Origin of the sequence: Proteus sp. ZN5, assembly GCF_011046025.1 — a bacterium.
GTDB lineage: Bacteria > Pseudomonadota > Gammaproteobacteria > Enterobacterales > Enterobacteriaceae > Proteus.
The window spans coordinates 4,066,928-4,091,613 of the sequence record NZ_CP047639.1 but is presented as its reverse complement, the minus strand read 5'-3'; the positions used below and the strand labels follow the sequence as shown (position 1 = coordinate 4,091,613).

The window sequence follows — 24,686 nt, the reverse complement described above, 5'->3', positions numbered from 1 at the left end:
ATAAATTAGCGTTTTGCTAGTAGAACACCAAGAACAACACCAACAGCCGCACCAATACCGACACCTGTCCATGGGTTTTCACGAACATAGTTATCTGCTTTTCCGGCGATTTCTTTGGTGTTATCGACAATTTCTCGACCTGCATCGCTCAGTTTTGCACGAGAGCCTTTGATTGCCGATTCTGCTTTTTCACGCAGGCTTTGGATTTCTTCTTTGGATTTATCTGCAGAGGAGTTTAGCACTTCTTCTAGAGTATCAGCAAGAGATTTTAATTCACCGCGCAGATCTTCATTTGAACGTTGATGAGACATAATTAACTCCTTTAATAGAGATAGATGTGATACTTATAACAATAGACTAATTTTACCGCTTAATGAAATTAAATAACGACTTATTGGTAAAAAAAAGAGATAAATCTTAATAGATATCCAGAGTTAAAAGAGTGAGAGGGTGTTAAGGCAAGTGTGTAGCTAAATAAAATAAAGGCCTGTTCAATTAAATGAAACAGGCCTTTGTCATTTTTCTTACTGTTTTTTATGGCAGTCGGAATATCTTTATATTATTTGAAGATCTTACACTTTCGCTTTTTTCTTTTTAATAACAACCCAGATGCTACCAATTAATCCCATCACTAATAGGCAAACAGGTAATAGCATAAGGATATTCATTAAATGGTGTTCGTACTGACGAAATAGTGGGCTGTTACCTAATATATAACCCAATGTGGTCAGTATACCGACCCATAAAAGTCCACTTAACCAATTGAAAATCTGAAAGCGAGTATTATTCAATCCAGCAAGGCCGGCAATTGTTGGCAACAATGTTCTAACGAACGCTAAAAAGCGACCAATAAGTAATGCAGCTAAGCCATGACGATGAAAAAGTCCATGTGCGCGCTGGTGGTAATGTTCTGGTAGATGCGATAACCAACTGCGTACTAATTTCGTATTTCCAAGCCATCGCCCTTGAAGATAGCCCAACCAACAACCTAGGCTTGCTCCTGCGGTCAAAATAAGTAAGGTCAATGGAAAATCCATTGTATCTTTAGCAATTAACACGCCCACTAAAATTAATAAGCTATCTCCTGGTAAGAAAGCTGCGGGCAATACTCCGTTTTCTAGGAATAGTATGGTGAATAATAAAATGTAGATAATCCATATTAATGAAGGATTAGCTAAGGTTTCGTAATCTTGATGCCATAGCGCCAAGAATAGCTCTCTTACGATTTCCATATAAAAGGCTTCCTAAAACTGAGTCATTTGGGGGTAAATATAAAATCAATAGGTGTTGTAATCTATTTACCCATTTTCTACTTCATAGGGTCTATTTTTCATTGTTTAAAACAGCAACACTCTAACAAAATCAGGAAAAACTAGACAGAAAATTTTTCAACTCGATGACTACACGAGTTACACATAGGTATTGAGTCTTCAAAAATAGACATCTAATCTCTTTTTGAGTTCAGAGTAGGAGATTTTTTAAAAGAAAACCTTAAGACAATGGATAATAAAAAGCGGTGTTTCGTATTTTATTTAGATCATAAAAGATAAATTTTTAATATTAATTGAGAGAAAATAAAACATTATCTTGTTTATATTGTTCGTCTTTTTTTGTTTGTTATTTATTCAAAACAAGGATGATCAGAGCGGACAATTGTTAGTGATAATGTTAATAAAAAAGACTATCAGTTGATTAAAAAAACCATAAAGAAGAGAAATAAAATAAAAAGTAAGTAAGATGACTAAGTATAACTTACTGATAATAATAATTTCTTTCATTTCATATTGGTATACTAAAAAGAACAAAACCCTATTATGATCACAGTTATGTTATTTTATTGTTAACAAATACGGTTAATGCTGTATATTTTGCATAATCAGCTTTTCAGCGCGATTCAATTCCTTATACTGGCATTGCAAACACTCAATAATGCCTTTTTTAAATATTATTTTAAGTAATGGAATAGCTATGGATAAACAACAATCCAGGGTCTTCAGCCTGTTTTTTAAGGGAAGCCTCGTCAAACAAATACTCGTTGGTTTAGTCGCAGGGATCTTACTTGCTTGGTTAGCGCCAGAAGCTGCCAAGATGATGAGTTTACTAGGTACCCTGTTTATTAGTGCACTGAAAGCTGTAGCGCCTATCTTAGTATGGGTACTGGTTATGGCTTCGATTGCTAATCACCGTCAAGGGCAAAAATCGAATATTCGCCCGGTATTAATTTTATATCTGTTAGCAACGTTCTTTGCTGCGTTAACTGCAGTTGTTGCGAGCTTTATGTTCCCATCCGTTTTAACGCTGGTTGTTAATGAATCACAACTGTCACCACCTGAAAATATTGCAGAAGTACTTAAAGGTGTATTGATTAATGTGGTCGCAAACCCTGTTGATGCGCTTATCAATGGTAACTATATGGGGATTCTAGCGTGGTCTATCGGACTAGGCTTAGCATTACGCCATGCAAGTGATACCACTAAAGCTTTAACACAAGATTTAGCTGATGCAGTAACAAACCTAGTACGTGTTGTTATTCGCTTAGCGCCTATCGGTATTTTTGGTTTAGTGTCATCAACTATCGCAACAACAGGCTTTGAAGTTCTTGCAGGCTACTTACAAGTTCTTGTGGTACTAATTGGCTGTATGTTGTTTGTTGCTTTAGTCGTGAACCCACTGATTGTATTTTGGAAAATTCGCAGTAATCCATATCCATTAGTATGGGCATGTCTGCGTGAAAGTGGTGTAACAGCCTTCTTCACACGTAGCTCAGCAGCAAACATCCCTGTGAATATGGCAATGTGTCGTCGTATGAATTTAAACGAAGATACTTATTCTGTTTCAATTCCATTAGGTGCAACCATCAATATGGGTGGTGCGGCAATTACTATCACTATTTTGACATTAGCCGCAGTAAATACACTGGGTATGGCTGTTGATGTGCCAACTGCATTGTTATTAAGCCTTGTTGCTGCAATTTGTGCTTGTGGTGCATCGGGTGTTGCTGGGGGTTCTTTACTGTTAATTCCACTGGCTTGTAGTATGTTTGGTATTAGCAATGATATCGCTATGCAAGTAGTTGCAGTAGGTGTGATGATTGGTGTGTTACAAGATTCAGCAGAAACGGCACTTAACTCATCAACAGACGTTCTCTTTACTGCAACAGTCTGTATTGCTGAAGATAATCGTATTTCAGATAATCCATTAACTGAAAAAAATAATGGGTAAAAAGGGTAGGTAGTAAGACAGGAAGATGCTGTAAAAATAATAATCAATAATAAAAAATAGAACCCCACATTTATGTGGGGTTTCTTTTTGTCATTTTATCATTATGTTAATGGTTTAAATGGCAAGCGCTAGCTCAGTTCCTTGTCTAATAGCGCGTTTTGCATCTAATGCACTGGCATCTTTTGCTCCACCAATAAGATGAACTGTTTTGTTTTCTTTTTCTAAAGGTGCAAATAAAGGGTGATAAGCACGTTGTCCTGTACACAATATAATATTATCAGCCATAAGAAGCTGTTGTTTTCCATCTTGTTCAATCACAAGACCTTCCGGCGTAATTTTTTGATAATGACAATGTGTTAAGAATTTAACGCCTTTTTTCTCTAATGTCAGTCTGTGTATCCAACCTGTTGTTTTGCCCAAACTTAAACCTATCTTTCCGGCTTTACGCTGTGTCATCACAATGTGTTTGGTATTGTCTTTAAGGTGATCCGCGGACTTAATGCCACCACGAGATGAAAGAGTCGGATCAATGCCCCATTCTTTGTTAAAAGCACAAGGACTTAAGCTACTGCATTGCCCTTTTTGCGTAAGATAAAGACCAGTATCAAAACCAATACCTCCGCTACCAACGATCACCACATTTTTACCCACAGGTTGATGGCGTTTTAAAACATCAAGGTAAGTTTTAACTATTTCATTATCTTGCCCTTCAATGTCAGGGCTGTGAGGAGTAACACCGCTGGCTAAAATAACCTCATCAAAGTTTTTAAGGTGATGAGGGGTGGCTTCGGTATTATTTTTAACAATGACACCCGTAAGTTGTAGTTGCCGTTTAAAATAACGTAGGGTTTCTTGAAACTCTTCTTTTCCGGGAATTTGGCTAGCAATGTTCAGCTGCCCACCAATAATATCTTCTTTTTCAAACAGTGTGACATGATGACCACGTTTTGCGGCGGTTACCGCAAAAGATAATCCCGCAGGACCGGCACCAACAACCGCTAACTTTTTAGGTTGTTGGGTTGGAATAACCAGAAGTTCGGTTTCTCGGCAAGCAAAAGGATTAACCAAGCAAGATGCTGTTTGACCTGAAAATATTTCATCAAGACACGCCTGATTACAAGCAATGCAAGTATTGATTTCATCTTCACGTCCTTGTTGTGCTTTAAGTACGAACTCAGGATCAGCAAGAAAAGGGCGAGCCATTGAAACCATATCAGTACAGCCTTCCGCTAAAATAGCTTCTGCGGTTTGTGGTGTATTAATACGGTTTGATGTAATAAGGGGGATATTCACTTTCCCCATTAATTCGCGAGTTACATTAGCAAATTGTCCTCTTGGCACCATAGTGGCAATGGTTGGAATTCGCGCTTCGTGCCAACCGATCCCTGTGTTGATCATTGTCGCACCCGCTTTCTCTACGGCTTTGGCAAGATAAAGCACCTCAGAGGCATTCGAACCATCTTTAATTAAATCCAACATAGAAAGGCGGTAAATAATAATAAACTGCTCACCGACCGCCTTTTTTATGCCTTGAAGAATACGTAAAGCGAAACGACAACGATTTTCAATATTCCCACCCCATTGGTCGTTTCGCTGATTAGTGTGGCTGACTAAAAACTGATTAATTAAATAGCCTTCAGATCCCATTATCTCAACGCCATCATAGCCCGCCTTTTGGGCTAATCGAGCGCAGTGAATGTAGTCATCGATAGTTTGTTCAATTTGTTCATGACTCATTTCTGTTGGCATAAAAGGGGTTATTGGAGATTGAATAGCAGAAGGCGCAACTAAGTTAGGTTGGTAACTATAACGACCTGTATGCAAGATCTGTAAAGCAATTTTACCTCCTTGTTGATGAACAGCATTCGTAACAAGTTGATGAGTTGTGAGTTGGCTTTCAGAATTCAATGTTGCAGCATGAGGCAATAACACACCTTGTTTATTAGGAGAGATCCCTCCAGTTACTATTAATGCAACACCTGCTGCCGCACGTTGGGCATAAAACTGTGCAAGTTTTGGGGCATCATTTGGATTTTCTTCGAGTCCAGTATGCATAGAGCCCATAAGAATACGGTTTTTAAGTACAGTAAACCCTAAATCAAGCGGCGAAAATAGATGAGAATAATGTGCCATCAGATACCCTTTTTAGACTGGTCAGATGAGATATCTATAGCATAACGAGAAGTGAGTGATTAAGAGTTCATTATGTTAATAAGTTGTGATCTTAATCATGGAAAAGGTGAATAGCACGTTATAAAGCAATAATAATCTAAGTAATTACTTAATGAGAACAAATAGTGATAATAAAAATCACACTCATTCATAATATTTCATCATATAATGTAGTGTACCTATTAATACGTATTAAAAATACACATCACTATTTTCAATTTGGAGACGTTATGATTAATAAATTTAATCAACTTGTTGACTGTTCTGACTTGGGTAAACTTGTATTACGTGTTTCTCTTGGCGTTTTAATGTTATTACATGGACTTCATAAAATGGAACCAGGTGGATTAGCGGGTATTCAGAGTATGTTAGCTAATTTTAATCTACCTGCCTTTATTGCCTACGGCACGGTGGTTGGAGAGGTTGTTGCGCCTATCTTACTGATTATCGGTCTATTTACACGAGTATCAGCTTTTGTTTTAGCGGGTACAATGTTTGTTGCTGTGCTCATGGTTCATTCTGGTGATTTATTTTCATTAAATCCTAAAACAGGGGGATGGGCACCAGAAAGCGCTGGCTTTTACCTATTTGCTGCAATAGCGGTGATGTTCTTAGGTAGTGGTCGTTTTGCAGTGAAAAAAGATTAACAAATTTAATAATCAATAAAATTGAATGTTATTGCTGTAAATTGATTAAAATAGATGAATAAACGCCCAGATCTCACGCTATATGCAGACTCGATCTGGGCGTTTTATTTTAGGCGACTTTATAGATTATTGGTTTCAACCTAAGTCATGTTTATTTTTGTGTTGCTGGCGTTAACTTAAAGACCTTTTCATTTTCACCTAACCATTGGCGAGCTACTTGGTTTATATTGTTAACACTTAATGTTTTTATAATGGCAGGATCAGTGAGTAAACGCTGATACTGTTGGTCATCCGTTGCAACTTGAGCAAGGGCATCTGTCCAATAACTGGCACTGTCATTCACCTGTGAATTTTCAGTTAGCCAGATATTTTTAGCCTCTTGTAACTCTTTATCTGTAATGCCTGATTGCTTAACCTCATTTACGACTTTACGGGCGAGAGTGATTAATTCATCTGCACGCTCAGGTGATGCTGTAAAGTTTAAACGACCGGTATAGTAGCTTGTAGGCACTTTCGTTAACATTTCAGAGAAACCAAGTGAGTAAATACCGCCTGCTTTTTCACGTAGGTTGAGTCTTAAGCGCTGGCTGATCACTGTATCCAGTAAATTTAGCGCTAATACTTGTTGCTGTGACCATCGAGCAGGTGCTGCATATTGAATGCTAATCATGCTCTTATCACTACTTGCAATAGGATATGTTTTGCTAAATGAAGTGAGTTTAGGATTAATAGCGGGATCTGCCCAAAATAAGCGTTGCTCTGAACGCGTTGGTAGACTTGCAATCCAGCGTTCAACTAGAGGTTTAACTTGATTTAGATTGATAGGACCACTGATAACTAATGTCATATCAGCAGGTTGCCCTAAGATCATTTGGTTTGTTTGCTGTAATTGTTGAGCAGTAAACTGTTTCCAAGCACCTTGCGGGGAAACGACTAAGCGATCGCCATTTTGATAGCTTTCTTTATTGATATTATCCAAGAAAGTACGCTCAACAGGTGTTTTTGAAATCCCTAATGCCATGGCTTGCTTTTGTTGCTCTAATTTCTCGCCATTAAACTGTGGCGACGTAATTTTTAGATGCATTAATGTTAGCAAGGTGTCCAATTCATCAATTGGCGCTTCACCACGAAAACCATGAAATAACAGTTCGCTATATGGGCGCAAACTGATTTGATGTTGCTTGGTAAATAACGCTAATTCACGTGCATTATAATTACCATATCCGCTTACTTCGGGTAATTTTAATGCCCATTGCACCATGCCTAAGCTTTGATTTGTTTCAAGTGAAGAGCCGCCGGGAATACGCAGTGAAACTTGAATATTATCTTTGAGATAATTGTCATTTTTCACAATCACTTTTACATTATTGCTCAGTGTCCATTCTTGCGTTTTTTCAATTGGAAGAGATTGCGTTGAAACGACTGAACCCGTGAGCTCAGGCTTGATATCGAGCACAACAGCTTGCGTTTTTAGGGTAAATGCTCCTGGGTTTGATTGTCTAATTTCTTGCCAACGTTGTGCTGCTTTAGTTGCATTAAACAAACTAGCGTCATTATCCGGGCCAATCACAGCAACTCGTGGTGATGATTGTTTTAGATATTGAGCAAAATAAGCTGACAACGTTTCAGGGGTCACTTTATTGATTAATTGATAGCTTAAATTTAACGCCTGTTTTTTCGTTTGAATTGGCATATCCAATTCAATGGCTGTCGTGATTTGGTTGGCTAAATAATCGTGTTTGTAACGCTCTTCACCCGCAGCTTGTTGGCTTAGGCGTTTTAACATTGCATTGCGAGCATTATCTAGCTCTTCTTGAGTCACTGGAACAGAGGCGAGGCGTTGAACTTCTGTAAATAAGATATCTAAGGCACCTTGGTAATCATTACCTTTAGGGTGTGCAATCATCAATTGTTGTGAACGACGAGAGTCTAACATTGCACCTTGAGCATTAGCGCTAATAGAAGCCATTAATCCATTATCAACAATAGTGGAGAAACGTTGATTTAAAATTGATAACCATAATGAATCCATTAAATCTTCATATTGACCTTGGCGACTATTTAAAGGTGCTGGCAAAGTACGTTGCAAGGTGAACTGTAAAATACGCGAACCTTGCTCTTTGTCGAAAATCGTTTTGACCAGTAGATCTTTATGATCAATAAAATTGTGCCAAGAAGGATCATCAACTCCTTTGTTTTCGCTATTTTTAGCGTTAAACAGTTGCTTAATATCAGCAATAGCATCGCCCTGATTAAAGTTACCGACCAGTACTAATGCCATTCTTTCTGGTTGATACCAAGTATCGTAATAGCGTTTTGCATCTTTCACATCGCCATGTTTAACGATTTCTAAATCGCCAATAGGATCACGATCTAGATAACGGCTACCGTAATAACGCAATTCCTCTAACTGGCGGTTAATACGAAAACCGATACCTTGGCGTAAACGCCACTCTTCAACAATAACCGGACGCTCTTTATCAAACTCAATTGGGTCAAATGTCATTTCAAATGCCCAGTCAGATAAGATCTTTAACCCTGTTTTAATTTGGGTCGGGTTTGCATTCGGTAATGACAGTTTATAAGTCGTCGCATTTAAACTTGTCGCGGCATTAACATGACTACCTAATTTCATGCCTAGGTTTTCAAGCTGTTTAAAGCCCGTTGTACCCGGAAAATGAGTTGTACCTTTAAACGCCATATGTTCAGTAAAGTGTGAAAAACCGAGCTGTTTTTCATCTTCTTGAACAGAGCCACTTTTTACCAAAAGACGCATTTCAACACCCGTTTGTGGGCGTTGCAGTAAGTAGACGTCTAAACCATTATCTAGGGTAAAATGGCGAACATCAGGACGCAGTAATAGCGTACTTTTGTCATTTTGATTAGGGGTGTTTGTCGCACACCCTAAAAGTGAAAGACTGACTGAAACAATCAGTAATTTACGATACATATTCGGTAACTCCAGCAGGTTGAGAGGAGGACACGGTAGGGGCTTTGAGTGAAATCACATTATCTGCAATCACATGTGTAAAGCGCTGGTGGCTGACTAACGCAATACCCGCGGTTGGCAGATGTTGTTTTAGTAACTGCAACATGTTTAATGCGTTTTGTTCATCAAGTGCAGAGGTGGTTTCATCTAATAAAATAAGCTCAGGTTTATTAAGTAATAAACGGGCAAAAATAAGGCGTTGTTGCTCACCACCTGATAGGCGTGTTGTCCAATCCGTTTCCAGTGAAAGTTGATTTTTTATTTTGTCTAAGCCCACCAAATGAAGTGCTTCTTCATACTCTTTAGTAGAGAATTGATTAGGCTGACAAGGATAAGAGAGCAAACTGTCTAAACGAGCAAAAGGCAGATACATACGCTGTGGGATCCAACACACATTTGGTGAACGTTGAATTTCCCCTTTGAAATAAGGCCAATGCCCACTTAGTGCTCTAAGCAGCGTTGATTTACCTAAACCAGAGCAACCTTCAATAACGATTAACTCACCCGCTTTTACAGAGAAGTTAATATCTTGGATTAACAGGCTGTCATCTTGCATAAACAGAGAAAGATTAGCTTTTAATTTAGTCTGTTTATCGTTTAAATCAGCAACTTCTGGCTCATGATCGTGCTCTAATAGCACCACAAAATTATAAAGACGTGTCACTGTTGCTTGCCATGCAGCAATCTCTTTATACGAGAAAATAAACCAGCTTAATGCACCTGCAACACTAGAGAATGCTTGTCTCAACTGCATTAATCCCCCTAGCATTAATTCGCCAGCAAGGAATTTTGGTAAGGCAAAAATAATCGGTGCCATTGCAGTGGCTTGTTGATAGCCGACCGTAAAGAATGCAAGATTTCTTTCGTAGCGGATAAGGTTATTCCAGTTATGAATAACCCCTAAAAAGCGACTCATTAATTCGTTGCGATCACTGATTTCACCACGTTGACCTGCAATCGCATCGCCATGTTGTTTGCGGGTGATGAGCGCAGTACGGTAATCCGCTTCTTTGCGCTGTTTATCCATATTAATTTTACGCAGTGGCGAACCAATTAATTGCGTAATGGTGATCCCGATAATGGTATAGATAATACAAGCCCAGAACATATAGCCGGGAATTGTCCATTCACTACCCCCTAATGTGAAAGAGATAGCGCCAGACAGTGACCAAAGAATGGTAGCAAAAGAGATAAGCGTGAGTAACGAGTGCAAAAATGTCACGGTTAAACGCATTGTTGATTCGATCAGTAAACGAATATCTTCTGCAATACGCTGATCAGGGTTATCAGGCTCTTGAGAAGTGAGTCTTAACATATAGTGTTTACTGTTTTTTGATAACCAGCGATCGAGCACTTGTTCTGTCATGCCTTCACGCCAGCGAATAACCATTTTTTGGCGTAAGAAATCGCCCATTACTACAACAGTAATTAATCCCGCAATGATAATGACAAATTGTTGAAGAAGCTTGTAGAGCGCTTGTCCATCAAGTTGTTGTAATGCATTATAAAAACCGCCATTCCATTCATTCATTTTGACGTTAAACCAAACGGACGATAGGGTTAAGGTCAAAGAGACAATCAATAGAAACCAGCAGTAAAGGGCGGCACGCCGCCCCCAAAAAGGTGAAACTAAATAGAAAAATTGTTTTATTGTTTTCATTGCTTATCGGTCATATTTTTATTGTGTATCGACTTGGTTGCTCACATTAACTTCGTCAATTTATTAATAGTCGTAGCTGACTTGTAACCAGAACTGACGACCTGGTTCATACGATTTGTAATCTTTATCTTTGTAAGTGAAGTGATCAGCAACGTTTCGAGTATTTAATACGTTGTTGACTTCAACTGACACACCAACACCATAAGCAAACTCAGGCTGCCAGCTTAGTTTGGTATCCCAAGTAAAGCGGCTACTGTAGTTTTGTTTTTTATAGGCATAAATATAACCAGCTTCAGGTGTTTTAATTGGATTACCGTTATTGGTTTTTTCTGCTTGAGAGCGCCAGCTATTCCATTGCAATTGGTTAAACCAAGTCACATTCCATTCATCCCAAACACTAGTGAGATCGGCTGTAATTTTTAATGGCGAGTTGAAGTTACCTGAAGGTAAGTCTTTGGCATCAATGATTTTTCCATCATATAGTACTTTGTTGCGGTTAACATTTTGATTGTTTGGGCTAAAATCAGCATAACCTGAGTCTTTAGGTGTATTGGTTTTGCTTTGTTGCCAACTAATTGAAGCATTGAATACATGATCAGCTTGTGCCAATTCCCAAGGTTGGCTATTTTTCACCGATAAAGTCACGGTATCGTGTGAACTACGACCATTGTTATTAAATGCACGAATATTCATTTTTTCGTAATCATTGCTATCAGGATACTTTGTATCACTGCGCACTTCATCACGGCCGTTACGATGAACGTATTGTAAACGCCAAGTCGTTGAGGCGATTTCTTGTTGCAAACCTAATGTGAATTCGTCGTTGTAAGGCGTTTTTAAGGAATCTAATCCATCAAAGTCGGTACGGTTATACCAATCGCCATCTGGTGACTCACACTCAAAATAACAGTGTTGTAAGCCTGCATTTTGCGCACCATATAGCGCATAAGTTAACATGGAGCGACCGTAGTAACGGTTTACACCACCAATCAAGAGGGTATTACCTGTACCCCAAATATCATAAGTACCACTTAAGCGAGGTGAAATATTGTTTCTTTGAACAAAATCATCTCTATCTAAACGAATACCTGGACGCAGTGTTAAGCGTTTATATTGAATATTGTCATCAAGATAGATTGCATAGTTTGTATAGGTTGCACTATGACTTCCTGATTGGAAGCGTGTGGTATTTGAACGTCCACCACTCCATTCACCTGTATCAAGATCGGTCATTCCTGAATAGAAATAACTATAAAAGTCTTTATCCCTGATATAAGAGCCTTTGGTTCTAGCAACTTCAAAACCCGTTGTAGGCTGGTGTATGGTTGAGCCTAAATCATAAGAGTTAAAGCGCATTATCGCTTTAGTACTTACGGTTTCTTGATTACTCTTTAGATCACCCTGACCCCCACTGTTATAACTTGTTGGTGTTGACCAACCAGTAATTGCATCATCTAAACGAATAAAGTAATTTTGATCATTCGTTCGTTTATCTTCTAGTTTTTGATAACCCGTTGTTAATTCTAATGTACCGAGATCTAATTTATGTTTATAAAGCGCAGTAAAACTTAAACCATTATGCTCATTATCATAGCCTGAGTTATAGACTGAACCTGAGAATAAATAGCTTTTATAACGCGCGATATTACTTGATAAATCAAGAGATTGGGTATCTGAAATATCCCAAGAATATTTAATAAAATAGTTATCTGAGGTACGAGTTTGGTCGCGATAACCTGCGTTTTGTTCAACTTGTTCTAATTGATAGTCAGGTGTGTGAATAAAACCACCCGCACTACTCATCATCATTGGAATGGTTGATTCACGGCGTGATGCAGAGAAAATAAGCCCTGTATTATCTGTTAAACTCGTTTCAAACCAACCACCGAAGTTTTGTTTGTCATATTTTTTCTGAAAACGGGCGGGGTTACTAAAATCATTGTTAGCAGTATCAAAATTCAGTTTTGGATCAGTAAAAATATTATTCCAGCTTGAGCGCGTAGTGCGGTAATAGGCATTGGCATGAGTTTCACCAGACCAGCGACGACTCTGCACATCAACGGTGCCTCCTGTAAACCCGCCAAATTCAACAGGAATATTGTTATCATAAACCGTGACGCTATCAATTAAACGACTATCAAGGTACATCCCTTGTTCATCACTGGTCACTCGAGTGTTGGTTTCACCATTACCTGAGTTAGCTGGGTCAAAGTCATTGTTAAAACTGACACCATCAAGTTTATAAGAGTTTTGATAACTGCTAGAACCATGAATAGAAATACGTGAAGGTTTAATTTCACCCTGATTCATTGACGTGCTGTCATTATTGGAGAATTGAACTGCGGGGTTACTTTTTAGTAGGTCAGTGATGTTGCCATCACCGGTATTACGCTGTTTTATCTCTTCTGCAGTGATGTATTGTGGTGCGGAAACGACATCGGTAGCTGGGTGATAAGTACTACCAATACCTGTGACTTTAACTTCAGGAATAACAATCGCGTTAGTTGTTGCAAGAGGACGAATAACAAATCCACTTCCTTGTGGAATAATTTCTAAACCACTACCAATTAAGACTTTTTGTAATGCAGTTTGGGTTTCAAATTGACCTGAAAGTGCTGGAGCACGCAGGTTTTTAACCGAATTTGCATCAAATAAAATTTGTACTTGCCCTTGTTTTGCAATGGCACTTAATGAATCAGCCAAAGACTGTTCTGGCAAAGCCACTGAAACGGTAGATGCATAAGCGCAAGGTGCGACAATAGTGGTACTTATTAGCAATGCTAGTAGAGACCTCTTAAGGGTCCCTTTTTTGTTATTCATTCTCATTTCACCAATCCCATTCACTAACTTAATAATTGTTGTTACTAAGGAAGAGGGTGAAATGAGAATTATCCTCACCTGTAAAAAAGAATATTTTTCATATTTCTTTTTACTTATTGATAATTAACACATTATTTTTATCAGTAAAAATGACATTAACCGGCAATATAAGTGGAATTGCGGTAATAAAGTCTTTGGCATCATTTATGTTAGCTATTCCCGAGACTTTCATGTTGGCAATTTCGGGTGAGGAAATTTGAATATTGATATCAAGATAAGGTTTGAGTTTGGCTATCACTTCATTTAATGGGCGCTCAAAGAAATGCAATTGGCCAAAACGCCAACTTCCCACGGAATCAATGTTGACCGAAGAGATAACAAAACTGTCATTTGCTAATGTGCTGGTGGCTTGAGAGCCTGCATACAAATAGGCTGGGGACGATTTTGGTGTTGCTTTTACTTCAACAATCCCTTCATGGACTGCTACGTTAATTTGGTGGTTATCATAGCGACTAACTTCAAATTCAGTGCCGACAACTTTAATTAATCGAGTATCTGCATGAACATAAAAAGGGCGATAAGGATTTGATTTAACCTTGAAGTAAGCTTGTCCTTTATCTAGCCATAATTGTCTTTCTGCTTGCACATAAGCCACTCTTACCTGTGTGTTTCTGTCTAAATAGACTTTAGAGCCATCAGCTAAGGTCATTTCTTTCGGTAAGTCGCTGGTTGCAAGCGTCATATTATCCATCAGTAATGCAGGTAAATGACTATAAGGAAGATATAAAATAGTGAGTAAACAAAGAGTAGCAGTGGTGTGGATCATTGGACGCCAAGGAGAGCGTTTTTTCTTTTCAACTGTGGCTATTGTTGGTCGTGGTAATGCATCGCATTGACGCCAGATCCCCGCAATATCTTGATACGCTTGCCGGTTTACATCATTTTCTATCCACACTTTAAATGCTTGGCGTTGTTTGGGAGTCATCCTTTGGCTGTGTTGTCGGGTGAACCAAAGGGCTGCTTGCTCATCAGTCGATTCATTGAGTAATTCATCATCAGACTCCCAAAAAAAGGAGTCTATATCCTCATCTGTGTGAGGTTTAGTTTCCGGTGTATTTTTCTCCGGCTTACTCATCATTCGTGCATTTCTCCTGTCCTGCATCGACATATCTTTTGCAATGTAATAGGGCAGCCGCAATATGTTTTTCCACCATACTGATTGAGATTTCCATTTGCTCTGCAATTTCGCTTTGTGATAGTCCATCAAAACGATAAAGAACAAATGCTTCTCGACGGCGTGGAGGTAATGTTTCAATTGCTTCACTAAGTAGATCTAAACGCTGCTGATGCTCAAGGACATATCCCGGATCAAGCTCCGTGGTATAACTTTGAGCGGCGTCATCGAGTTCACAGTCATCCTGATAGATATTTTTTTGTTTCTGATTTTTTCTCCAATGGTCAATCAAAACGTGGTTCGCTATTTTAAACAGAAAAGCACGCTGTTCTTGCACAGGTGTTTGTTCTTTTCTGTTTAGCCATAGTGTAAACACATCTTGAGACAAATCATCTGCATCATGGTAATTACCCGTACGTTTGTGGAAAAAACGCACAAGTTGTCCATAGGTTGATTGATAGGCACAACTAATTTTTTGTACCACTGATTTATCACTAGCCATAATCTCTGGTGTCTAAAAAAGAGTGAAATAATAAGCTCTTACTGCTTCTAATGCGAACAAGTTATGATAATTATCAAGCTAATTTTTTATTGTATTATTAATAATAAGCAATATCATTTGTGTTTATATTATGCCTATAATTCATCAGAAAGAAAATCAGAGGCAAGAATTATGAGTAGTATGTCGGCGACTTTTTCACGCCGTGGGTCATTTTCTATTGGTGGATTAACTGCCAGTATTTTATTTCATGCAACGTTAGCCGTTGTCGCTATTGGCTGGATAACTTCTAAAGATGAACGCCATGGTGTTTTACCACCTGCAATGACAATGGATTTAGGTATTTATCAATTAGCACAGGCAGAAATAAAAGAAGTCCCTGTAGGGCCTGAGAAAGTGATGTCTGTTCCTGAACCCGCAGAGACAGAACCTGAACCTATCAAAGAAGTGTTAGATTTGCCTAAAATGCCAGTAGTCGCACAAGGCGCCTATGAGCGCATTCCAGAAAAACCGAAAGTAAAGCCCGTGGTTAAACCAAAGCCGGTTGCAGTAAAAGTCCCTGATGATCTTCCTGTCTCAGAAGCGCCATCAGATGTAACAAGCGCACCTGTTTCTGGCTCTAATACAAGCAGTAGTGCTCAATTTAATAGTTTATCTTCCTCTTCTGTGAGTGGGCAAATGGGATGGGAAAGCTTGATTCATAGCCATATTAATGCCTATAAACGCTATCCTAGGACAGCGTTGCGTTTTAAAGCAACGGGCGTGACACAAGTCTCTATTGTGTTAAATGCAAAAGGTGAGTTATTAGATGCAAAAGTGGAAACATCATCAGGTAATCGCATTCTTGATAGAGAAGCCTTAAATACGATTAAGCGTGCCTCACCGTTTCCTGCGCCTGAAAGCTACCGTTTAGAAAATGGGAGTATTTCGTTTACGGCACCTTTAAGTTTTGATTATAAACAGAACAGTTAACTAAAACGTTATGTGCTAGATCTTAAAATATAAAAAAGCAGAGAATTATCTCTGCTTTTTTTATTATCGAATGCTGTAAATAAACTTAATTATTTACTCATACGTTTGTACTTCATGCGACGAGGCTGAATAGCATCGTTACCTAATGTACGTTTTTTGTATTCTTCATATTCGGTAAAGTTACCTTCGAAGAATTCTACTTTACCTTCATCTTGGTAATCGATGATATGTGTGGCAATACGGTCAAGGAACCAACGGTCATGGGAAATAACCATTGCACAACCTGGGAACTCTAACAGGGCATTTTCTAATGCGCGTAAAGTTTCAACGTCGAGGTCGTTGGTTGGTTCATCGAGCAGTAACATATTGCCGCCAACTTGCAGTAGTTTAGCAAGGTGTAAACGACCACGCTCACCACCAGATAGTTCACCAACACGTTTACCTTGGTCAACGCCTTTAAAGTTAAAGCGACCAACATAGGCACGGCTTGGAATTTCAAAGTTACCAATACGCATAATGTCTTGGCCGCCTGAAACTTCTTCCCAAACTGTTTTACTGTCGTCCATACTATCGCGGAACTGATCAACCGATGCCAGCTTAACAGTATCACCGAGTGTTAAGGTGCCTGAATCAGGTTGTTCTTGACCTGAGATCATACGAAACAGTGTTGATTTACCCGCACCGTTAGGGCCGATAATACCGACGATCGCCCCCTTAGGAATAGAGAAGCTTAAATCATCAATCAGAACACGATCACCATAAGATTTTGTTAGATTATTAATTTCTAACACTTTATCCCCTAAACGTGGTCCAGGTGGAATAAAGAGTTCACTGGTTTCGTTACGTTTTTGATAATCAACGTTGTTAAGTTCTTCAAAGCGAGCAAGACGAGCCTTACCTTTTGCTTGACGACCTTTAGGATTTTGGCGGATCCACTCAAGTTCTTTCTGAATAGATTTATGACGAGCTGCTTCAGTTGCCGCTTCTTGCTCAAGACGTGCGTCTTTTTGTTCTAACCATGAAGAGTAGTTACCTTCCCATGGAATACCTTCACCACGGTCAAGTTCTAAGATCCAACCTGCTACGTTATCAAGGAAGTAACGGTCGTGCGTGATCGCCACAACGGTACCTTCATAATCGTGTAAGAAGCGTTCTAACCAAGCGACAGATTCTGCGTCTAAGTGGTTAGTTGGTTCATCTAATAGCAGCATATCTGGTTTTTCTAAAAGAAGACGACAGATAGCAACACGGCGGCGTTCACCCCCTGAAAGTTTTTCAATTTTCGCGTCCCATTCAGGTAAACGCAGTGCTTCTGCTGCACGCTCTAATTGGTTTTCAAGGTTATGACCATCATGAGATTGAATAATCGCTTCTAACTGACCTTGTTCTTTTGCTAATTTATCGAAATCAGCATCAGGATCGGCATAAGCCGCATAAACTTCATCAAGGCGGTTTAATGCGTTTTTCAGTTCGCTGACAGCTTCTTCAACGGCTTCACGTACGGTATGTTCAGGGTTTAATTTTGGTTCTTGTGGTAAGTAACCAATTTTAATACCAGGTTGTGGACGTGCTTCACCTTCGATATCAGTATCAATACCTGCCATGATGCGCAGTAATGTTGACTTACCGGCACCATTAAGACCAAGCACACCAATTTTCGCGCCCGGGAAGAAGCTGAGTGAAATGTTTTTAAGGATATGTCGCTTAGGTGGGACAATTTTCCCGACACGCAACATACTATAAACGTATTGAGCCACTATAATTACCCTTTGATTATAAAAGAGATTTTATCTGAGGTGCCACTTTTTGCGCTAAAAACAAATTTTTTGTGATTAAGCCGCGTGTTTATGGCACCAAAATGAACAATAGCAAAGTCAATGTCAGTATTTGCCAAAGACCCGAAAATGATGAAAGTCGCCAGTATACCCGATTTATAAAAGAAAACCTTAGTCAAAAGAGAGGTTTTTATCTACCTTTCGTACTTCCTCTGAAAGTAATGAAAATTTCTCTTAAAGAGGGGAACTTACATTGTTAATGATTATCATATTAGCTAATGTATTCAGTCTTTGGTGGTTCTATTTGAAGTGGGAGAAGTTACGTGGTGAAGCAAACATGGTCATTAGCAGTAGCAATAGGCGCATTGTGTTTTTCTACATGGACACAAGCGGATTCATTAAGTGAACAACGTGTTCGTTATCAAGAAATTAAAGCTGCATGGGATCTTAAAAAAACAGATGAAGTAGACAAATTACTCCCAACATTGCAAAGTTACCCACTTTATCCCTATTTGGAATACCGTCAAATTACGGACAACCTTGATGTGATTGCGCCTGCCGTGGTCACTGAATTTGTTGCTAAATATCCTACATTACCGCCAGCAAAAGCACTTCCTTCGTTATTTGTGAATGAATTGGCAAAACGCCAAGAGTGGCAAAATTTACTGACTTTTAGCCCAAATCCACCTAATCCTAAAGCTGCAAGATGTAATTACTATTATGCAAAATGGGCAACTGGCGATATTCAAACAGCATGGGTAGGCGCTAAAGAAGCATGGCTAAATGGCACCTCAATGCCATCAAGTTGTGATGCTCTTTTTGATGAATGGCAAAAGGCGAATCAGCTAACACCAGAATTAGTATTAGAACGAATTAATTTAGCAATTAAAAATGGTAATACAGGACTTGCTGCTTATTTAGCTCGACGTCTTCCTCAAAATTATCAAACCATTAGCGATGCCTTGGTTGAATTACAAGACTATCCAAACTTAGTGGGGCGATATGCAACCGCTCTTTCACCAACAGATTTTTCTCGCTCCATCATACAATCTGCATTTTCTCGTTGGGCAAGAAAAGACGCAGATGCAGCTCAAGCGCAGATTGATAATATCGCACATGCCCAAAAAATGACGGCGAGTGAACGTCAGTTAATGCGTGATATTGTAGCGTGGCAATATATGCCTTATGCGACACCAGAGCAGGTAAAATGGCGTGATAGCGTTATTCAAGATACGGCATCAGATACATTGCGTGAGCGCCGAGTACGTCTAGCATTAAGCCAAAACCAACCGGCTGAATTAGCATTGTGGTTAGGAAGACTCTCACCTGAAAGTAAAAATAAGGAAGAGTGGCGTTATTGGCGTGCAATGGTGTTGCAATCACAAGGTAAAAATGGTGAAGCACAAGCTATTTTAGAAGCACTGACACAAAATCGTGGTTTTTATCCAATGGTTGCCGCGAGCAAATTAGGTAAGCCTTATGTGATGCTGATAGATAAGGCACCAAGTGTTTCACCAAGTATCCCTAATCAGCCAGAAATACAGCGCGTTCGTGAATTAATGTATTGGCAGATGGACAACTTAGCGCGCTCAGAGTGGGCAAACTATGTAGCTTCACAGCCAGCGCAAATACAGTCTGAGTTGGCGCGTTATGCATATGAACAAAAATGGGCTGATTTAGCAGTACAAGCCACGATCACAGGGAAAATGTGGGATCATCTAGAAGAACGTTTCCCTCTTGCTTGGAAAAATGAGTTTGATCAATACACGAAAGATAAATCGATAGACCGCAATTATGCGATGGCAATTGCTCGTCAAGAAAGTGCGTGGAACCCTCAAGCTCGCTCTTCAGCAGGCGCAACAGGCTTAATGCAGGTAATGCCAAAAACAGCAGAATTTACGGTAAAACAAGCGGGTATTACAGGATATGTAAGTAGTGCTCAATTAACAAATCCTGTGAAGAATATTGAGATTGGTACGGCTTATCTTGATTCTGTCTATCAACGTTTTAACCAGAACCGTATTTTAGCAAGTGCCGCATATAATGCGGGGCCTGCGCGTGTTGATCGTTGGTTATCTGATGCAAATGGTCAATTAGATGCGATAGCGTTTGTTGAAAGTATCCCTTTTGCTGAGACGCGAGGTTATGTCAAAAATGTACTCTCATTTGCTGTTTTCTATAGCTATTTTGCAGGTGAACAGCAACCTGTGCTGACTGAAAATGAGTGGAATAGCCGTTATTAAGAGAGAATAACGCGGATTTATCGTTGGGGCCTCTTTGTACATTAGCAAAGTATGTTATATTATGTACTAGTTAATGAGTGTGGCAAAAAGAGGTTCCCACGATGCAAGATCCTGCATTATCACCTGAAGAGAATGAGCACTGGCTAAGATTTGTTGCGTTATTACAACATGCTTTTGAGCAAGATGTGCAATTTCCTATTTTACAACTTTTAATGACACCTGATGAACGTAGTGCTTTGGCAACGCGAGTCCGCATTGTGCAAGAGCTAATGCGAGGCGATTTAAGTCAGCGTGAGTTAAAAGAAGAGTTAGGCGTTGGTATTGCCACCATCACTAGAGGCTCTAATAGTTTAAAAACAGCACCACATGACGTGAAATTATGGCTTGAAAAAGAGCTAATGACGAAAAAATAGTCGCGTTATTATGATGTAAACTAGAGTAATAAAAAAGCCATTTAATTATTTGATTAAATGGCTTTTTTGTTTCTTATTTATCTAAAAGCTGACTTATCTAAAAAACGTATCAGATTAATTATTAATCTTCTTTTTGATTGAGTTCTTTATAGATATCATGAGTGACAGGCACTAATGCCAGCACTAATGCTTGTTGATACACAGAAGTACGACTGAGTAAACCATCAGTAAAATAACCAATCGCACCACCGCGCTGTTTAATATTGTCAATCTTTGTTAAAAAAGCCATTTCATCGCCAAGCTCGCGACCTTCACGGATCCCTTTTAAGATCTGTTCTGGTAGCATAAGACTTGCAGAGCGTGATTCTCCACGAATTTGACCATGTTCGACAACAATCCAAGCAAAGGTCATATCATCTTCAATACCGGCTTCGACGCCAACCCAAAAATCAGCTTCAGGGCGAACTTGACGAGCAGCCATCACACGTTGACGTGCGCCAGTTCTCGTTTCTGTATTTCCGATAGGTTGCTGTGGAACACGACTATCGACATTAATATCTTCAATATCAAAGGTATCTTTACCGAATACTTGCTCAAAGGCGAGTTTTATCGCGTTGATTTTTGCTGGATTCGTAGTGGCTGCAATGACATGATACATAATGAATTAATCATCCTTTGAAAAATTAGAGCAGTATAACGGAAAAAATGTATGTTACAGGTCTATCTTGTTCGCCACGGTGAAACTGAATGGAACGTGGCGAGACGTATTCAAGGGCAATCTGATAGCCCACTAACCGCAAATGGTGTGCGTCAAGCACAGCAAGTTGCTGAAAAAGTAAAATCAGCAGGCATTACCCACATTATCTCAAGCGATCTTGGCCGCACTCGTCAAACGGCAGAAATCATTGCACAAGCTTGTGGCTGTGAAGTGATAACTGACCCACGTTTACGTGAACTCAATATGGGCGTTCTTGAACAGCGAGAGATCGCAACATTAAAGACACAAGAAGAGGCTTGGCGCAAGAGTTTGATTGATGGTACACCTGATGGGCGAATTCCCCAAGGAGAATCAATGGCAGAATTAGCAAGTCGTATGCAGGCTGCGCTAAATCAATGTCTTGATTTACCCGAAAATAGCCGTCCACTCTTAGTCAGTCATGGTATTGCTTTAGGGTGCTTACTGAGCACAGTGTTGGGATTACCTGCATATGCAGAACGCCGTTTAAGATTGCGTAATTGCTCAATTTCCCGCGTTGACTATCAAAATAGCCCTTGGCTTGCCAATGGTTGGGTGATTGAAACGGCAGGTGATGTAAGTCATCTTACTGATACTGCTCTAGATGAAGTTCAGCGCTAAAAAATAAAAGCTCTCTTTTTCATATCACAAAGAGAGCTTTTTATTACGCGGTTATATCTTCACGTTTAATGGGAATGTAATATTCAAAACGTTCGATATGATCTTGTGGCTCAGTCACCATCTCATTGCTGTAACGCACATTTTTAAGATAGTATTTTTCAACGTCATAGCCTTTACGACGTGTTAATCCCATATTAGGTAAACAGACGCCATAAATTAGGAATAAAAACTCCTGCATTGCACCTCGTTTCGCCTCACCTTCAAAATCAAAGCGAATATAATCACCGCCAGCAAGAGAGACTTCATTTGCTGCATCATCATCAATAAACGTTGCGTAATCTGGCTCAACGGCTGTTGTATAAAGTACACGCTGCTCGTCTTCATGTTCATCGCTATGTTGGGTGTGATGAAGCCCATACACTTGATGAGGAACGGCGCTTATCTTACTCATATAGTATCGCCAGAAGGTTTGACGCATGTTAGAGCAGGCTTCGGCCCATTGCTCAAGGGTATGGCTGCAAGTTTGCTCAATACCAATTAATTTCTTCTCAGATAGCGTTACAAATTCCCATTTAGGTAAATTTTGAGGATCTAAGGTAATTGGTGGACAAATTCCTACCGCGCACCATTCATCAGTACGGCGATACAGAGCGGGTGTTCTATCAAATTGCTTTTTAAACGCGCGGGTAAAAGTCTGTTGAGAATCAAAACGATATTGCAAAGCAATGTCTAAAATAGGGCGGCTCGTTAAACGTAATGCAACGGCTGCACGGGATAGACGCCTTGAACGAATATAAGAACCAATCGCTTGTCCTGTAACTTCTTTAAACATGCGTTGTAGATGCCACTTGGAGTAACCCGCTTTAGTTGCGACATTATCGAGGGATAAAGGCTTATCTAGGTTACTATCAAGCCAAGCGAGCAAATCACGTATGATGTTGGTTTGATCCATACATCTCCCTTAGTCATATTCGTTTATTTATTGCAGTAGATGGTAAAGAGCCTGAACATCTATAACAAGTTATATTGTTAGACAATCGTAAAATATAGTCTTTTTCATCGACTAATGTACACAAATTCTTCTATCAGTTAGTAATGGATTGTTTTATTCTAGACGGAATTATTTTCTCATCTTTTCAATGGAACAAGGTAAATATGTTAAATTTCAAAAAGATGCTAGCAGTATCTATCTTACTCCCTTTTTCTTTGATGGCAAAAGCGGAAGAAATTGGCTACGTGGATACGGTATTTAAGTTTTTTGGCGCTAACCATAAAATTGTGATTGAAGCATTTGATGATCCTGAAGTTAAAAATGTCACATGTTATTTGAGTCGTGCAAAAACTGGGGGGATTTCAGGAAGTTTAGGTCTTGCTGAAGATACTGCTGATGCGGCTATCTCTTGCCAGCAAGTAGGGCCTATTGAACTAAGTGAAAAGGTTATTAAAGGAAAAAATAATGGCGATGTTGTTTTCCAGAAAAGAACATCACTTGTATTTAAAAAGCTTCAAGTTGTGCGTTTTTACGATAAACAGCGCCATGCTCTGGTTTACCTGACTTACTCAGATAAAGTCATTGATGGTTCTCCAAAAAATGCGATTAGTGCAGTACCTATTATGCCGTGGAAAGAGTGATTTTTATTTGTTAGAGAAATTAATGGTTAATAAAATTAATATGAATAAGGTTTAAAGTTTTTTTTAAAAAGAAGTTATATTTTTTTTCAAAACAGTTGCTGAGATCAATTTTCACCTTTTGTGATTTTATTAACTCTTCTTTAGGTAAAAGAAAACCCCCGAATATCATTCAGGGGTTTTTTATTAGTTAAGTGTTTGAGGTTGGATCAAATCACTCGTCTAAATCACCACAGAAGCGATAACCTTCACCATGAATTGTTGCAATGATTTCTGGTGTATCTGGTGTTGATTCAAAATGCTTACGAATACGACGGATGGTTACGTCAACAGTACGATCATGTGGTTTCAGTTCACGGCCTGTCATTTTCTTCAGTAATTCTGCTCGAGTTTGGATTTTTCCTGGGTTCTCGCAGAAATGTAGCATCGCACGAAATTCACTGCGTGGTAATTTATATTGTTCACCAGCAGGACTGATTAGTGAGCGACTGTTAATATCAAGCTCCCAACCATTGAATTTATAGCTTTCAACTAAACGACGTTCTTCTGTGCCATTAACTAAATTCATGGTACGTGACAGTAAGTTACGTGCACGAATCGTTAATTCACGAGGGTTAAATGGTTTAGTAATGTAATCATCGGCACCAATTTCTAGGCCTAAGATTTTATCCACTTCATTATCACGACCTGTTAGGAACATTAATGCAACACTTGCCTGTTCACGTAATTCACGAGCAAGTAAAAGCCCGTTTTTACCAGGAAGATTAATGTCCATAATGACCAGATTAATATCATGATCAGATAGAACATTGTGCATTTCGTTACCATCAGTGGCTTCGTGTACGATATACCCTTCAGCTTCGAATATGCTTTTCAGGGTATTACGAGTAACAACTTCGTCTTCAACAATCAGAATGTGCGGGGTTTGCATATTTGCTACCTAAAATTACCAAAAATAGAAAAAGGAAATCTGTGTTTAACTTCTGTATGTGCATTTGTGTGGTTATTCATTTTTGTTATTAGCACGTAAAAACTAGACCCAGATTGAAATTCGATAAATAACCATCACGTTATTACAAAACTTGCAATTTTAATCGACAATGAACGCTAAAAT

General features: G+C 39.1%; 19 protein-coding genes. 7 read left to right on the top strand and 12 right to left on the bottom strand.

What is annotated here, in order from left to right; all coding sequences use genetic code 11:
• Positions 1–5: 5 nt before the first annotated feature.
• Together GTK47_RS18755 and GTK47_RS18750 are read right to left on the bottom strand one after the other, a co-directional pair.
• Positions 6–311: a YqjD family protein gene (locus tag GTK47_RS18755; protein ID WP_165126032.1), complete on the bottom strand. Its 306-nt coding sequence runs from the start codon at positions 309–311 to the stop codon at positions 6–8.
• 261 nt (positions 312–572) lie between these two features.
• Positions 573–1,232: a DedA family protein gene (locus tag GTK47_RS18750; RefSeq protein WP_088493778.1), complete on the bottom strand. Its 660-nt coding sequence runs from the start codon at positions 1,230–1,232 to the stop codon at positions 573–575.
• A gap of 736 nt (positions 1,233–1,968) precedes the next feature.
• Between GTK47_RS18750 and sstT the strand changes: the two genes are divergently transcribed.
• A complete protein-coding gene (gene sstT, locus GTK47_RS18745) occupies positions 1,969–3,222 on the top strand; it encodes a serine/threonine transporter SstT (RefSeq protein ID WP_165126029.1) in 1,254 nt (417 codons plus the stop codon).
• Positions 3,223–3,336: 114 nt separating this feature from the next.
• Here sstT and GTK47_RS18740 read toward each other — a convergent pair whose 3' ends face one another.
• Positions 3,337–5,355: an NADPH-dependent 2,4-dienoyl-CoA reductase gene (locus tag GTK47_RS18740; protein ID WP_165126026.1), complete on the bottom strand. Its 2,019-nt coding sequence runs from the start codon at positions 5,353–5,355 to the stop codon at positions 3,337–3,339.
• Positions 5,356–5,624: 269 nt separating this feature from the next.
• Between GTK47_RS18740 and GTK47_RS18735 the strand changes: the two genes are divergently transcribed.
• Entirely contained in the window at positions 5,625–6,041 is a 417-nt protein-coding gene (locus GTK47_RS18735) for a DoxX family protein (protein WP_165126023.1), read from the top strand.
• Positions 6,042–6,192: 151 nt separating this feature from the next.
• On the opposite strand, the gene GTK47_RS18730 is transcribed toward GTK47_RS18735, so the two are convergent.
• The 5 genes from GTK47_RS18730 to GTK47_RS18710 form a co-directional block, all read right to left on the bottom strand.
• Positions 6,193–8,991 (bottom strand): insulinase family protein, encoded by a 2,799-nt coding sequence (locus tag GTK47_RS18730; protein WP_165126020.1) that lies wholly within the window; start codon positions 8,989–8,991, stop codon positions 6,193–6,195.
• A complete protein-coding gene (locus GTK47_RS18725; RefSeq protein WP_165126017.1) occupies positions 8,981–10,690 on the bottom strand; it encodes an ABC transporter ATP-binding protein/permease in 1,710 nt (569 codons plus the stop codon). Before GTK47_RS18725 ends, GTK47_RS18730 begins: the two co-directional genes overlap by 11 nt.
• Before the next feature lie 63 nt (positions 10,691–10,753).
• Positions 10,754–13,516, bottom strand: coding sequence for a TonB-dependent receptor (locus tag GTK47_RS18720; RefSeq protein WP_165126014.1), 2,763 nt, complete (start codon positions 13,514–13,516; stop codon positions 10,754–10,756).
• A 103-nt stretch (positions 13,517–13,619) separates the two neighbouring features.
• Complete coding sequence (locus GTK47_RS18715) at positions 13,620–14,648, bottom strand: FecR domain-containing protein (RefSeq protein ID WP_241256048.1); 1,029 nt, start codon at positions 14,646–14,648, stop codon at positions 13,620–13,622.
• The gene (locus GTK47_RS18710) at positions 14,638–15,186 is read right to left on the bottom strand and encodes an RNA polymerase sigma factor (protein WP_165126011.1); all 549 of its coding nucleotides are present in this window, start codon (positions 15,184–15,186) and stop codon (positions 14,638–14,640) included. The genes GTK47_RS18715 and GTK47_RS18710 overlap by 11 nt, the downstream gene beginning before the upstream one ends.
• A gap of 171 nt (positions 15,187–15,357) precedes the next feature.
• Here GTK47_RS18710 and GTK47_RS18705 point away from each other — a divergent pair, with 171 nt between their 5' ends.
• Entirely contained in the window at positions 15,358–16,155 is a 798-nt protein-coding gene (locus GTK47_RS18705; protein ID WP_165126008.1) for an energy transducer TonB, read from the top strand.
• Positions 16,156–16,244: 89 nt separating this feature from the next.
• Here the strand turns inward: GTK47_RS18705 and ettA are convergent, their stop codons facing one another.
• Positions 16,245–17,912 (bottom strand): energy-dependent translational throttle protein EttA, encoded by a 1,668-nt coding sequence (gene ettA / locus GTK47_RS18700; RefSeq protein WP_036911774.1) that lies wholly within the window; start codon positions 17,910–17,912, stop codon positions 16,245–16,247.
• A 341-nt stretch (positions 17,913–18,253) separates the two neighbouring features.
• Here ettA and sltY point away from each other — a divergent pair, with 341 nt between their 5' ends.
• A complete protein-coding gene (gene sltY, locus GTK47_RS18695; RefSeq protein WP_165126005.1) occupies positions 18,254–20,173 on the top strand; it encodes a murein transglycosylase in 1,920 nt (639 codons plus the stop codon).
• Between the two features lie 101 nt (positions 20,174–20,274).
• A complete protein-coding gene (trpR, locus tag GTK47_RS18690; protein ID WP_075671359.1) occupies positions 20,275–20,586 on the top strand; it encodes a trp operon repressor in 312 nt (103 codons plus the stop codon).
• Positions 20,587–20,707: 121 nt separating this feature from the next.
• Here the strand turns inward: trpR and yjjX are convergent, their stop codons facing one another.
• The gene (gene yjjX / locus GTK47_RS18685; RefSeq protein WP_023580954.1) at positions 20,708–21,244 is read right to left on the bottom strand and encodes an inosine/xanthosine triphosphatase; all 537 of its coding nucleotides are present in this window, start codon (positions 21,242–21,244) and stop codon (positions 20,708–20,710) included.
• A gap of 51 nt (positions 21,245–21,295) precedes the next feature.
• On the opposite strand from yjjX, the gene gpmB reads away from it, so the two are divergent.
• Positions 21,296–21,943 carry a 2,3-diphosphoglycerate-dependent phosphoglycerate mutase GpmB gene (gpmB, locus tag GTK47_RS18680; protein ID WP_088493770.1) on the top strand — a complete coding sequence of 216 codons (648 nt, stop codon included), beginning with the start codon at positions 21,296–21,298 and terminating at the stop codon, positions 21,941–21,943.
• 43 nt (positions 21,944–21,986) lie between these two features.
• Here the strand turns inward: gpmB and robA are convergent, their stop codons facing one another.
• Positions 21,987–22,895 (bottom strand): MDR efflux pump AcrAB transcriptional activator RobA, encoded by a 909-nt coding sequence (robA, locus tag GTK47_RS18675; RefSeq protein ID WP_165126002.1) that lies wholly within the window; start codon positions 22,893–22,895, stop codon positions 21,987–21,989.
• Between the two features lie 203 nt (positions 22,896–23,098).
• Here robA and creA point away from each other — a divergent pair, with 203 nt between their 5' ends.
• On the top strand, positions 23,099–23,575 hold the full coding sequence (gene creA / locus GTK47_RS18670; protein WP_023580951.1) for a protein CreA: 477 nt from the start codon (positions 23,099–23,101) through the stop codon (positions 23,573–23,575).
• A 211-nt stretch (positions 23,576–23,786) separates the two neighbouring features.
• Here creA and arcA read toward each other — a convergent pair whose 3' ends face one another.
• Entirely contained in the window at positions 23,787–24,503 is a 717-nt protein-coding gene (gene arcA / locus GTK47_RS18665; protein ID WP_006535263.1) for a two-component system response regulator ArcA, read from the bottom strand.
• Positions 24,504–24,686 lie beyond the last annotated feature (183 nt).